The organism is Collinsella sp. OM08-14AT (genome assembly GCF_003438115.1).
In the GTDB taxonomy this organism is placed as follows: domain Bacteria; phylum Actinomycetota; class Coriobacteriia; order Coriobacteriales; family Coriobacteriaceae; genus Collinsella.
Genome location: NZ_QSTE01000016.1, coordinates 28,975 through 41,884 on the forward strand (window position 1 = coordinate 28,975; position 12,910 = coordinate 41,884).

At 60.8% G+C, this 12,910-nt stretch carries 11 protein-coding genes and 2 tRNA genes; 3 read left to right on the forward strand and 10 right to left on the reverse strand.

The window, feature by feature from the left end; all coding sequences use genetic code 11:
• Window positions 1-2: 2 nt before the first annotated feature.
• Window positions 3-4,700 (reverse strand): glutamate synthase large subunit, encoded by a 4,698-nt coding sequence (gltB, locus tag DXC18_RS08715; protein WP_117716909.1) that lies wholly within the window; start codon window positions 4,698-4,700, stop codon window positions 3-5.
• Window positions 4,701-5,266: 566 nt separating this feature from the next.
• Between gltB and gpmA the strand changes: the two genes are divergently transcribed.
• Window positions 5,267-6,013, forward strand: coding sequence for a 2,3-diphosphoglycerate-dependent phosphoglycerate mutase (gene gpmA, locus DXC18_RS08720; protein ID WP_199412252.1), 747 nt, complete (start codon window positions 5,267-5,269; stop codon window positions 6,011-6,013).
• A 75-nt stretch (window positions 6,014-6,088) separates the two neighbouring features.
• Window positions 6,089-7,345: an Nramp family divalent metal transporter gene (locus tag DXC18_RS08725; protein WP_117716911.1), complete on the forward strand. Its 1,257-nt coding sequence runs from the start codon at window positions 6,089-6,091 to the stop codon at window positions 7,343-7,345.
• A 307-nt stretch (window positions 7,346-7,652) separates the two neighbouring features.
• Here DXC18_RS08725 and DXC18_RS08730 read toward each other — a convergent pair whose 3' ends face one another.
• The 6 genes from DXC18_RS08730 to DXC18_RS08755 all read right to left on the reverse strand — a co-directional run bounded on the left by DXC18_RS08730 (window position 7,653) and on the right by DXC18_RS08755 (window position 10,241).
• Entirely contained in the window at window positions 7,653-7,796 is a 144-nt protein-coding gene (locus DXC18_RS08730) for a rubredoxin-like domain-containing protein (protein ID WP_055251878.1), read from the reverse strand.
• Window positions 7,797-7,885: 89 nt separating this feature from the next.
• Window positions 7,886-8,389 (reverse strand): flavin reductase family protein, encoded by a 504-nt coding sequence (locus tag DXC18_RS08735; protein WP_117716912.1) that lies wholly within the window; start codon window positions 8,387-8,389, stop codon window positions 7,886-7,888.
• A gap of 209 nt (window positions 8,390-8,598) precedes the next feature.
• Window positions 8,599-9,069, reverse strand: a complete 471-nt coding sequence (smpB, locus tag DXC18_RS08740; protein ID WP_006235325.1) for an SsrA-binding protein SmpB — start codon at window positions 9,067-9,069, stop codon at window positions 8,599-8,601.
• On the reverse strand, window positions 9,059-9,976 hold the full coding sequence (locus DXC18_RS08745) for a hypothetical protein (protein ID WP_117716913.1): 918 nt from the start codon (window positions 9,974-9,976) through the stop codon (window positions 9,059-9,061). The genes smpB and DXC18_RS08745 overlap by 11 nt, the downstream gene beginning before the upstream one ends.
• Window positions 9,977-10,073: 97 nt before the next feature.
• A tRNA-Glu gene (locus DXC18_RS08750) sits at window positions 10,074-10,150 on the reverse strand.
• 17 nt (window positions 10,151-10,167) lie between these two features.
• Window positions 10,168-10,241 (reverse strand) — tRNA-Gln (locus DXC18_RS08755).
• A 266-nt stretch (window positions 10,242-10,507) separates the two neighbouring features.
• On the opposite strand from DXC18_RS08755, the gene DXC18_RS08760 reads away from it, so the two are divergent.
• Window positions 10,508-10,918 carry a hypothetical protein gene (locus tag DXC18_RS08760; protein WP_117629499.1) on the forward strand — a complete coding sequence of 137 codons (411 nt, stop codon included), beginning with the start codon at window positions 10,508-10,510 and terminating at the stop codon, window positions 10,916-10,918.
• 72 nt (window positions 10,919-10,990) lie between these two features.
• Here the strand turns inward: DXC18_RS08760 and DXC18_RS08765 are convergent, their stop codons facing one another.
• The 3 genes from DXC18_RS08765 to DXC18_RS08775 form a co-directional block, all read right to left on the reverse strand.
• Window positions 10,991-11,350 (reverse strand): arsenate reductase family protein, encoded by a 360-nt coding sequence (locus tag DXC18_RS08765; RefSeq protein WP_117583016.1) that lies wholly within the window; start codon window positions 11,348-11,350, stop codon window positions 10,991-10,993.
• 122 nt (window positions 11,351-11,472) lie between these two features.
• Complete coding sequence (locus DXC18_RS08770; RefSeq protein WP_158551657.1) at window positions 11,473-12,054, reverse strand: VanZ family protein; 582 nt, start codon at window positions 12,052-12,054, stop codon at window positions 11,473-11,475.
• Window positions 12,055-12,158: 104 nt separating this feature from the next.
• On the reverse strand, window positions 12,159-12,764 hold the full coding sequence (locus DXC18_RS08775) for a recombinase family protein (RefSeq protein ID WP_117629497.1): 606 nt from the start codon (window positions 12,762-12,764) through the stop codon (window positions 12,159-12,161).
• Window positions 12,765-12,910: the final 146 nt, after the last annotated feature.

Here is a 12,910-nt window from a genome sequence, read left to right on the forward strand (position 1 = left end):
ACTTACGCCTCCTTCTTGGTCGAAGCAACAGGGCTGGCAGCCACGGACGCAGCACCCGCAGCACCGCCCGCAATATCGAAGCGAGCGACATCCGCGGCGCTCGCGCGACCGGTCACAATGTCAAACGCCAGCTCCTCTGCCTGCGCATGCGTCTTACCGGCAGCCTCGCTCGCAGCGACAATCGCCAGCACACGCTCGTACTCGGTCGGAATGACCTTCACAAAGTGCTTGCTCATCGTCTCAAAGCTGTAGAGCAGCTTGATGCCGCGCGGGCTCTGCGTCGCGTCCACGTGCTCCTGGATGAGCTCGCGAATCTGCGCCAGCTCGCCGGCAGTCGGGGCCTTGAGCTCAACGCTCTCGTGGTTCACGCGGGCATCGAGCGTGCCGTACTGGTCAAAAACATAAGCCACGCCACCCGTCATGCCGGCAGCGAAGTTCTGCCCGACCTCGCCCAGGATGAGCGCCAGGCCACCCGTCATGTACTCGCAACCGTGGTTGCCGCAACCCTCGACCACCACGGTGGCACCGGAGTTGCGTACGCCAAAGCGCTGGCCGGCCAGGCCGTTGATGAAGCCACGGCCGCTCGTGGCGCCAAAGAACGCAACGTTGCCCACGATGATGTTCTCGTCGAACTTGTAGGTCGCATGCGGATTGGGGCGCACCGACACCTCGCCGCCCGAAAGGCCCTTGCCAAAGTAGTCGTTGGCGTCGCCGCACACGTTGAGCGTAATGCCGCGCGGCAGGAACGCGCCAAAACTCTGACCGGCTGAACCATCGCAATCGATGGTAATGGAGCCGGCGGGCAGGCCCTCGGGATGCGCCTTGGTCACCGCGTTGCCCAAGATGGTGCCGACGCAGCGGTTGACGTTGGCGATATCGGCGCGGAAGCGTATCGGACGCAGGTGCGCACGGGCATCGGCCGTATAGGGCACAAACAACGTGGAGTCGAGCGTCTTGTCGAGCTCGCTGTCGGCAGCCATCTGCGGCAGGAAGTGACGACCGTCGGCACCCGGAATATGGGCACCAAACTCACAGGTCGCGCTCGCCAGCACGGGCGACAGATCCAGCAGGTTAGCCTTGCGGTTCCCCGGGACCTCGATCTGGCGCAAGCACTCGGGATGGCCGACCATCTCGTCGACGGTGCGGAAGCCCAGGCTCGCCATGACCTCGCGCAGTTGCTCGGCAACAAAGAGCATAAAGTGCTCGACGTGCTCTGGCTTGCCGCGGAAGCCGCGACGCAGGCGGCAGTTTTGCGTAGCGATGCCGGCGGGGCAGGTATCCTGCTGGCAGTCGCGCTGCATGAGGCAGCCCATCGAGATGAGCGGCATGGTCGCAAAGCCAAACTCCTCGGCGCCCAACAGGCAGGCGACAGCAACATCGGTGCCGTCCATGAGCTTGCCGTCGGCCTCGAGCACCACGCGCGAGCGCAGGCCGTTTTGCAGCAGCGTCTGCTGAGCCTCGGCAAGGCCAAGCTCCAGCGGCAGACCGGCGTGCCAGATCGAATCGCGCGCAGCGGCACCCGAGCCGCCATTGTGGCCGCTGATCAAAATCTTGTCGGCAGCACCCTTGGCAACACCAGTGGCGATGGTGCCGACACCAGCCTCGCTGACCAGCTTGACCGACACGCGCGCACCGGGGTTGGCGTTCTTAAGGTCGAAGATCAGCTCGGCCAGGTCCTCAATGGAGTAGATGTCGTGATGCGGCGGAGGCGAGATCAGGCCGATGCCGGGCGTGGACTGACGGACCTCGGCAATCCAGGGGTAGACCTTCTTGCCGGGCAGGTGGCCACCCTCGCCGGGCTTGGCGCCCTGGGCCATCTTGATCTGAATCTCGAAGGCGCTGCACAGGTAGCGGCTCGTCACGCCAAAGCGCGCACTTGCCACCTGCTTGATCGCGGAGTTCTTGGAGTCACCGTTAGCCAGCGGGGTCTCGCGACGCGGATCCTCACCGCCCTCGCCCGAGTTGGAACGGCCGTGCAGGCGGTTCATGGCGATGGCCATGCACTCGTGTGCTTCCTTGCTGATGGAGCCGTACGACATGGCGCCGGTGTTAAAGCGGCGGACGATGTTGAGCGCGGACTCGACCTCGTCGAGCGAAACCGGCGTGCGGCCGCTGGCATCAAAGTCGAGCAAGTCGCGCAGACGCACGGTACGGCCGGTGCGGTGCAGGCGGGCGCTGTACTCCTTAAAGGTGTCGTAGCTGTCCTCACGGCAGGCGGTCTGCAGCAGGTAGACGGTCTGGGGGTCGATGAGGTGTTCCTCGCCGCCGAGCGGGCGCCACTTGGTCAGGCCCAGCGTGGGCAGCTGATCGGGAGCCGGGCTCTTAAGGATAGCGAGCGCGGCGTCGTAGCGCTCGTTTTGCTCGCGTTCAACGTCCTCGACACCCATACCGCCCACACGGCTCACCGTGCCGGCAAAGTACGCGTTGACGAACTCCGGCGTAAAGCCCACGGCTTCGAAGATCTGCGCCGAATGGTAGCTCTGCACCGTGGAGATGCCCATCTTGGACATGATGGAGACGATGCCGGCGGTCGCAGCCTTGTTGTAGTTGGCGATGCCCTGCTCGGCCGTCACGTCCAGGTCGCCGCGTGCCGCCAGATCGCGGATGCACGCATGTGCGTTGTACGGATAGATGCCGCTCGCGGAGTAGCCCACCAGTGCCGCAAAGTCGTGCGGGGACACGGCGTCACCGCACTCCACCACGATGTCGGCAAAAGTACGAACGCCGGCGCGGATCAGGTGGTTGTGCACGCAGCCCACGGCGAGCAGCGACGGCACGGGCACCTCGCCCGCAGCGGCACGATCGCTCAACACCACAATGTTCACGCCGTCGCGGACCGCAGCCTCAACGTCCTCGGCAAGCTGTTTGAGCGCAGCCTGCAGCGCGCCCTCGCCGGCATCGCGGCGGTAGACGGCACGGAAACGACGGGTCTTAAAGCCAACACGGTCGATGGCACAGATATGCTCGAACTCTTCCTCGTTGAGCAATGGGCGCTCCAAGCGCACCAGCTGACAGGCCGTGCGGGAATCCTCGAGCAGGTTGCCGTGGTTGCCCAGGTAGAGCGTGGTCGAAGTCACCATGTGCTCGCGCAGGGCATCGATCGGAGGATTCGTGACCTGAGCGAACAGCTGATAGAAGTAGTCAAAGAACGAACGCGTCTTCTTGGACAGGCAGGCCAACGGCGCATCGATACCCATCGAGGCGAGCGGGGCCTTGCCCTGCTGGGCCATGGGGCGCACGACCTCGTCAACATCATCCCAGTGATAGCCGAGCTTGGCCATGCGCACGGCGGCGGGCACCTCGGCATCCTCGGCGGGCGCGGGCGCGGCGGGCTCATCGAGCGCGTCGACGGTCAGTGTCTCCTCGGCAATCCAGTCGCGGTAGGGCTTCTCCTTGGCATAGCGGGCGCGCAGCTCGTCGTTGTAGATCACGCGGCCGCGGGCAAAATCGACCTCGAGCATCTGGCCCGGTCCCAGGCAGCCGCTCGTCAGGATGTTCTCGGGGCTCACCTCGATGGTGCCCACCTCGCTTGCCAGCATAAAGCGGCCATCGCGCGTCACGTAGTAGCGGGCGGGGCGCAAGCCGTTGCGGTCGAGGGCGGCGCCCAGCGTGCGACCGTCGGTAAAGGCGATGGCCGCCGGGCCGTCCCAGGGCTCCATGAGCATGGACTGGTAAGCGTCGTAGGCGCGGCGCTCCTCACTCAGGCTATCGTTGTGGTCCCACGGCTCGGGCAGCAACATGGACGCGGCACGCGTGAGCGGGCGACCGTTCATGACCAAGAATTCGAGCACGTTGTCCAGAATCGCGGAGTCGGAACCCTCGCGGTTGATGATGGGCATCACGCGCTCAAGATCGTGCTGCAGCACGGGGCTGTACAGGTTGGGTTCGCGGGCGCGAATCCAGTTGACGTTGCCCTTGAGGGTGTTGATCTCGCCGTTATGGATGATAAAGCGGTTGGGGTGCGCACGCTCCCAGCTGGGCGTGGTGTTGGTGGAGTAGCGCGAGTGGACGAGCGCCACGGCCGTTTTGACGGCGGCGTCGTTGAGGTCGATGAAGAAGCGGCGCATCTGCGTGGCGACCAGCATGCCCTTGTACACGATGGTGCGCGAGCTCATGGAGCACACGTAGAAGATCTTGTCTCGCAGGGCAAACTCGGCATCGGCCTTCTTTTCGATGGTGCGGCGGCACACGTACAGACGACGCTCAAAGGCATCGCCGGCGGGCGTGTCGTCCGGACGGCCCAGGAAGGCCTGCAGGATAGTGGGCATGCAGGCGCGGGCCGTCTCGCCCAGGTCGTGCGGGTCGACGGGCACCTCGCGCCAAAAGAGCAGCGGCACGCCGGCCTCGGCACAGCCCTCCTCAAACACGCGGCGGGCATCCTCTACGCCCTTGTCGTCCTGCGGGAAGAACAGCATGGCCACGCCATAGTCGCCCTCTGCCGGCAGAATCTGACCGCACTTTTGAGCCTCTTTACGGAAAAAGTGATGCGGAACCTGGAACAGGATGCCGGCGCCGTCGCCGGTGTTCTTCTCGAGTCCCGTACCGCCGCGGTGCTCCAAGTTGACCAGAATGGACAGCGCGTCGTCCAGAATCTGGTGATGGCGCTCACCGTTGATATCGGCAAGCGCGCCGATGCCACATGCATCGTGGTCGAATTCGGGGCGATAAAGGCCCTGCTGCTGAGCGGAATCTGCCTGCATCGCGATCCTCCCCTAGATATTTAGACAGTCAGTTGAATAGGCATACTAGGAGCATCGCCGACCCGTTGTGTTTCCCACCCGTTTCGAAACAATCGCGTAACGCACGCCCTACGAGTGGACACCGCCGACCTCAAGGGCGACAACATAGGCCCCAAGTTCGGCCTGTTAGCTCACCACTTCAAACATCTCAATCTGTAACACGAAGGCCCAATTACGACGACTAACTGTTACAGATTGAGATGTTTTCGAGAGACAGTTCCGAATGTCTCGATCTGTAACACAAAGGGCCGGTTTTGGCGGCAAACTGTTACAGATCGAGACATTCCATAGGACCATTTCTTCCTGTCTCGATCTGTAACACCTAGGCCCAATTTCCATCCCTCGTTGTTACAGATCGAGACATTTCGGCAGCCCCCTTTCACCATCCCATTCAAATACAACAATTTTGTTAGTCTTGGTTAACTTTTAAGCTTAAAACGGGTATCCTTTGCGACGTCAAGCAAACGACACGCACACCGTGCCAGATCAAGGAGGCCCCTATGGCGCACCAAGCAGACCAGCAGACGATGCAACTCGTCCTTATCCGTCACGGAGAGTCCGAGTGGAACAAGCTCAACCTGTTCACCGGCTGGACCGATGTTGAGCTCACCGACACGGGCCGCGAAGAAGCCGCAGCAGGCGGTCGAGCCCTCAAAGAAGCGGGCTTCGACTTCGGCGTCTGCTACACCTCGCGTCTCAAGCGCGCAATTCACACCCTCGACATCGTGCTCGGCCAAATGGATCGCGAGTGGTTGCCCGTCATCAAATCCTGGAAGCTCAACGAGCGCCACTACGGAGCGTTGCAGGGTCTCAACAAGGCCGATGCCGCAGCGGAGCACGGCGACGAGCAGGTGCTCATCTGGCGCCGCTCCTTCGATGTCTGCCCGCCGGCACTCGAGCCGGACGACGCGCGCGATCCCCACACCCAGGAGCAATACCGTGATGTCGCGCCCGATCAGCTGCCCTATACCGAGTGCCTCAAGGACACGATCGCCCGCGCCTGGCCTTATTTCGAAGACGAGATTCGCCCCCAGATGCTCGCCGGCAAGCGCGTACTCATCGCCGCACACGGCAACTCCCTGCGCTCACTCGTCATGAAGCTCGAGCACCTCACGCCCGAGGAGATCCTCAAGGTCAACATCCCCACCGGCGTGCCGCTCGTCTACACCTTCGACACCGATTTCAACGTCCTCGACAAGCGCTACATCGGCGACCCGGCGACCATCGCCGCCAAGATCGACGCCGTGGCCAATCAGGGCAAAGCGCACAAGTAGCCCCAACCCAAATCCGACGCGTGGCGCCGCACGACCCAGATGCGACGTCACGCCGCCCATACGCAGGAGCGCACCATGCTCAACCATCTCAAACAGCACTTTGGCTCCCGACGCACCGGTGGTCACGGAGGCCTAGACATTGCGCGGCATATCGGCCCAGGGCTGCTCGTGACCGTCGGCTTTATCGACCCGGGCAACTGGGCCTCCAATATGGCCGCGGGCTCGCAGTTTGGCTACGCGCTGCTGTGGATCGTCACGCTGTCCACGATTATGCTCATCGTGCTGCAGCACAACGCGGCGCACTTGGGCATCGCCACGGGCGCCTGCCTTGCCGAGGCCACGACCCGCTTTCTCCCCCGCATCGTGGGACGCGCGGTGCTCGGCAGCGCCTATCTCGCGACCATCGCCACCGCCATGGCCGAAGTCCTGGGCGGCGCGATTGCCCTTCAAATGCTCTTTGGGCTGCCCGTGCGTGCGGGCTGCGTCATCGTGGCGGCAGTATCGATGGCGATGCTCATGACGAACTCCTACAAGCGAGCCGAACGCTGGATCATCGCCTTCGTAGGCGTGGTAGGACTCTCGTTTTTGGCCGAGCTTGCACTAGTCAAGGTCGACTGGCCGCAAGCCGCCGCAAGCTGGATCACGCCCAGTATGCCCACTGGCTCTGCCGCGATTATCGTGAGTGTCCTGGGTGCGGTCGTTATGCCACACAACCTTTTTCTGCACTCCGAGGTCATCCAATCCATGCACTTCGAAGGCCAAGGCGAGCAGGTTATCGAAGAGCGTCTGCGCTACGAGCTCTTCGACACGCTCTTTTCGATGGGCGTGGGCTGGGCAATCAACTCGGCCATGGTCATCCTGGCCGCAACGACCTTCTTTGCGCACGGCATGGTCGTAGACGACCTCGCCGTCGCAGCGGCCACGCTCTCCCCCATTCTGGGCCCGGCGAGCTCGACCATCTTTGCGGTAGCGCTGCTGTTCGCGGGACTATCGAGCAGCGTGACAGCGGGCATGGCGGCGGGGACCATCACTGCGGGCATGTTCGACGAGGAATACGATATCCACGACCGACATTCCTCGATCGGGGTGGCGGCCTGTTTCGTCGGCGCAGTGACGGCGTGCCTGGTCGTCCCAAATCCTTTTGAAGGTCTCATCTGGAGTCAGGCACTGCTGTCGCTTCAGCTACCGATTACGGTCTTTGTGCTCATACGGCTCACCAGTTCACCCCGCGTCATGGGCAAATACGCCAATTCGCGTCCACTCAACGCGCTGCTCGTAGGGATCGGTGCCATCGTGACGATTCTCGATGTCGTGTTGTTGACAGGGATGTAATGGGGCGGGGCACCTACTCAGGCAAACGTCTCGATCTGTAACATCTAGACCCGCTTTCGATGTCTAGATGTTACAGATTGAGATCTTCTGCCGGACGGTTTTGGTTTGTCTCGATATGTAACAAGTGGGCCCAATTTCCACCGTTAGATGTTACAGATTGAGACAAAAGGTCGGCCGGACTCACAACAGACAGGATCGGCCAACAGCAACCGTGATCCCTTGGGGGCGGAGGAAAAGGGCCCCGGCCGAGAATTCGACCGAGGCCCTTGAACAGAGCTATGTTCGGCTTTCGCCGTGTGTCTGCGAGCTACTCCTCGACGAGCTCAAACTGATCGGGACCGACGCCGCACACCGGGCACACATAATCCTCGGGCAGCTCGGGCGTATCGACCTCAACCTCGTAACCGCAAACGACGCACACGAACTTATACGTCTTCTTCTCCTCAGCCATGATGTTCTCCTCTCAAACGCGACTGGTGATGTACTTCATTTATCAGTATAGATTCTCAATAATATAATGCAAGTATTTTTAAAACATTTCTAGCCTTGATACGAGGACGCCTTCGGAGGCGTCTTGCCCTTCAGGACCTTATGGTAGTAATCGTAGGTGAGCGGCGTCTCGTCACTCAAGCGCTCGGCATCCTCGACCTCGCCGATAAACAGTAGATGCGTGCCAACATCCACAGTGTCGATCAAATGGCAGCTAAACAGGGCCGCCGCGTGCTCGGGCACATAGGGCATGCCCAGAGCCGTCTCGCGGGCCTCGTATTTGGCAAACTTGTCATAATCGCTGCTGGTGCGGAACCCAAAGTTACCGATGTAGAGCATATCGGCGGTCTGATCGATCACGGTCAGCGCGAACGCTTTGGCCGAAGCGATGACGCCCGAGGTGACGTTGTCCTTGTTCACGGCAACCGAAATGCGCGGCGGCATGGACGTCACCTGCACCGCAGTGTTGATGACGCAGCCGGCGCGCAGCCCGTCTGCCGCGGCGCTCACCACGTACAGACCGCTCGGCATGGTAAAGTACGCAGTTTTGTCCATAACAATCACTCCCCTAACGCGGGTTGGAACCTCATGGATGTATGTACCCACAAAAAAAGGCGGCGCCCACAACGGACACCACCTTTGAGACATATGTGTCAAAACAGTATAAGCAAGATGAGAGGCCCGCAGTTGCGGTGAAATAAGGACTGAATAGCCCCTCAAACAGGCAAAACAGTCCGTATTCCACCGCAACTTATACAGAACGCCTAGCGATTGCGCTCCTTGAGGGCGCGGTCGATCTCGCGCTGGACATCGCGCTTGGCCATATCCTCGCGCTTGTCGTAAAGCTTCTTGCCGCGGCCTAGGCCCAGCAGCAGCTTTACGCGGCCGTCGGTATTAAAGTAGAGCTCCAGCGGCACCAGCGCATAGCCGCGGTTGCGAAGTTTGCCGTCAAGAAAGTCGATCTCCTTGCGGTGCAGCAGCAGACGGCGCCGACGGTCGGGATCGCGATTCCACACGCCACCATGGCTATAAGGGTGGATATGCAGGCCGACGAGCCAGCACTCCCCACCACGAATCAGCGCGAAGGTATCGGTAATCTGGCACGCGCGCTCGCGAATCGACTTGACCTCGGTACCGCTCAGCTCAATACCGCACTCAAACGTCTCATCGATAAAGTACTCGTGATGTGCCGAGCGATTCTTGGAAATGAGCTTGCGCTCGCGCTTACTGGGCATCGCCGGCCTCCTTGACGTCGTCGGCGTTTGAGCCCGCAGCCTCGCGCTTTGCCTTGCGCTCGGCGTTAAGCTCGGCGTCGCTCTCGCGCACCAGTTTGATAATCGCCGCGCAGGCCTCCTCGCCCACCAAATCACGAGCGCGCACCGTCAGGCGCGTCGCCTCCTGCTTGTCGCCGTCGCTTGCAGCATCGGTCGCACACATGATCAGGCAGATGGCAATCTCGGCCGAAGGCGAAGTCGGCACGCCTTGCAGGGCGAGCTCACCCATCACATGGTCGTCACTCTCGTCCGCGGCATCCGGATAGGTGGTATGGATCTTGTTGAGCAGGCGCGTCGTATGCGCATCATTGGGCGCCAGGCGCAGCGCCAGACGCGCGCAGCCCACGGCTGCCGAAATGTTCTCGGTCTCGGGCTCCAAGAAGTACTGACCCAAGTTGGTGTAGGCACGTGCGGCGCACTTACCGTCGCTCGCGCGCTCCAGCACCGAGAACGAGAGCGATGCCCACTCCTGCTTGTCCTCGAGCGCGCGGAACAGCTCGGCCAAGTCCAAGCGATAGTTGCAGTTCATGGGATCCCAACGCACGGCCTGCATCAGGGCATTCCGAGCACTCACATAATCCTGCTGGCGAATGTAGGCAAACGCCATGTCGGAGTACAGGCGGTCAAAGGGAACCTCGACCTGCACCAGCTCGCGCGGATCCTTCTCCACGCGGCGATAGGCCAGGCGCTCAAACTTGCTGTCGAAGCTAAAGTACTGGCGCTTATCCTCCGTCTTGCACTCAGCGTCGATATACTCCTCGGCGAGCTCCACCAGACGCTCAAGCAGCGGCGTCGCCGTAGCCAGGTCGCCCTGCGCCAGATAGTTCTCGGCATACGTGATGTCTTCCAAGCTGATAGGCAGGTCCATGACAACTCCTCGGTCCGGGCGGCAGACTCAACGCGCGCCTTAAATATCGGTCAATACACAAAACCCGGGTCTCTTACGAGGCCCGGGCGTTCAATTTTGGTAGCCCGTACCAGATTCGAACTGGTGATCTCCGCCTTGAGAGGGCGGCGTCCTAAACCGCTAGACGAACGGGCCATATGTAGCAAATGCAATGGCTGGGATGGAGGGAGTCGAACCCCCATTGACGGAACCAGAATCCGCTGTCCTGCCATTAGACGACATCCCAATGACTGCATCGCTGCGCTCGGCTGTGCCTTTGCGCAAGAAAGAAATATACGGGAAGTCCCGCCGTGACGCAAGCCCTAATTTTGACTTTTTTGAAATTCAGTCAAATACGGCCGACACGTGAAGGACCTGTGAAGTCGACCGCTGCACACGAAGGGCAAAACGCCGCGAGCGGTAGCCGTCAACCGTTGGCAGATTCTACCGCGAAAACGATAGCACCAGGCAACACAATCGAAGTATCAATGATCACGTAGATATCGAGGCGCCATGGACGAAGAGCTTGATTACCTATGGGAGACCCTGGGCCTCGAGATCACTGCTGACCTTTGGCCCGAACGGGACAAAATCCATCCCACCCTGCGCCCCGCCATCACGGTAATGCAGGCAAAATACCGCCGTGCATCCTTTTTGATCATGCGGATGTCATGGCACGCGGGACTCCCCGACCTTAAGCGAATCCAGGCAAGCCTCGTCGAGCTGTCCGGTATGCCGACTGTCATATCCGAGGCGCACCTGGAGCAGCGCCAACGCGAGCGACTGCAACAGCAGCGGATTCCCTTTATCTGCCCCGGTGTTCAGGCATATCTGCCCTTTATGGACGAGGAGTACTGGAGCGGCAAGCCCAACAAGCACGTAAAGGTCTACGGTCCGCACGAATGGGCACAGCTCAAGGATTGAGCCGAGCGAGCCCTCCGATGGAAAACACGTCCCACCCCGAGCGCTCAAAACGGGTCGCACTTTCCGCAGCCGCTACAGCAGCGCCTCGGTCCAAGCTGCTTCCCTAAAGCCGGGAATCGCAAAGTCGTCGCCCACCAACAGCGGACGCTTGACCAGCATGCCGTCGGTCGCCAGCAGCTCGTAGCACTCCCGATCCGTCATGCCCGCATCTAGACGCGCCTTCAGGCCCAGCTCTCGATATTTCATGCCCGACGAATTAAAGAAGCGCCGCACCGGCAGTCCCGAACGAGCAATCCAGGTCGCAAGCTCATCAGCCGTGGGATTGTCCAAAACGATATCGCGGTCGATATACTCTACCCCGTGTTCGTCCAGCCATGCCTTGGCCTTCTTACAGGTCGAGCACTTGGGATATTCAACAAACAGTACGGTCATGGGATTTCCTTTCTTAGAGAAAACAGGTGTCCGGAAAACTGCACATCGACGACCACTCGCGATTGCAGCCGTTATTGTAGCCAATGTCGAAGCATAGGCAGTCGCGATGTCTCGTCTTAAGGCTAGCGCCTCGCATGGGCGCCGATCGGCCGAGTCGCATAGCGCACCAACGCCGCTGCCAGCAATACCAACAGCATGGCGGTGACATAGCCCGCAGCATCGAATCCTAAATCGATAACGTCGAAATGCCTGCCGGGAACAAAGATCTTATGTACCTGATCGCCAACGGAGCAGACGGCGCAAAAGAGCAACACGGGCACGCAACGGGAGCATACGCTCCAAGGACGCCTGGAAAAGCAAACCACGACCACCGAGGCGAACAATCCGACGAAGAAAAACTCTACGGTATGGGCAACGCGACGGACGTTCGTGCCCACCCACATGCGAATGGAAGCAAGTCGGCCAGACCGGACATTCGAAGCAGCCGAATCGGTGCCCCCGGTCATCCCGTTCTCGGTCTGAGCTTCACCCGCGACATCGGCAGCCTGAACGCCCGTAGCCTGACCCTCCACCACGCGCGCGGTGGACTCGCTCAGCAACGACGTCTCCACCGCATTTTGCTCCGTCAGCACCCAGATGCCCGCCAGCGTTGCAGCGAACAGAATGATCGCGGTCCATCCGATTATTTGTTTTACGCGCGCCAAGGGCCTACCTCCTTTTTTGAATATCAGCGAGTGTAGCCCCAAATGGCATCGTCACCGTATCAAAATTTGAATCGCAACAGGAAGCGACAAAGCGACGCAAACCCCTACCCCGCCTCGCGCATCCAGCGATCGAACGTCCCCACGCACACGCCCAGGCACTTTGCCGCCTGGCTGCGGGTAATATCGCCCGCCTCATAGCTATCGCGCACCAGCTCAAACTGAGGAGGGCACGGCTTGCGAGGTCGACCGAAACGGACCCCTCGCGCCCGCGCCGCTGCAATCCCCTCCGCCTGGCGCCGATGAATATTCTCGCGCTCCACCTGCGCCACGTAGCTCAGCAGTTGTAGCACAATATCGGCAATCAGGGTATTGGTCACATCCGGCGCGCCGCTGGCCCTGGCGCGCGTGTCAAGCAATGGCATGTCCAACACCACAATGGCAACCCCGAGCTCCTTGGTAATGCGTCGCCATTCCTCAAGAATCTCGGAGTAATTACGGCCAAGCCGGTCGATAGAAAGCACCACCAGCACGTCCCCGTCTCCCAGGATGTGCAGCAGCTCGCGATACCGCGGGCGATCGAAGTCCTTGCCGCTCGCATGGTCGGCATAAATATTCGCCGAGCCCACGCCATAGGCGCCCAGCGCATCCAGCTGCCGATTTAGATTCTGATCGCGCGAACTCACCCGCGCATAACCATACACCGTCGCCATCTCATCCCCGCTTTCTTGTAAACCTGCCAAAAAGGGACAGGTTTATTTTGGTAGGTTTTACCTCTCGAATAGCAGGTAAGCGGGCGGCCGAGCGGACGGCAAGGTAGCTATGATCCAAATGCGGAGGGCGGCCCCGAAAGACCGCC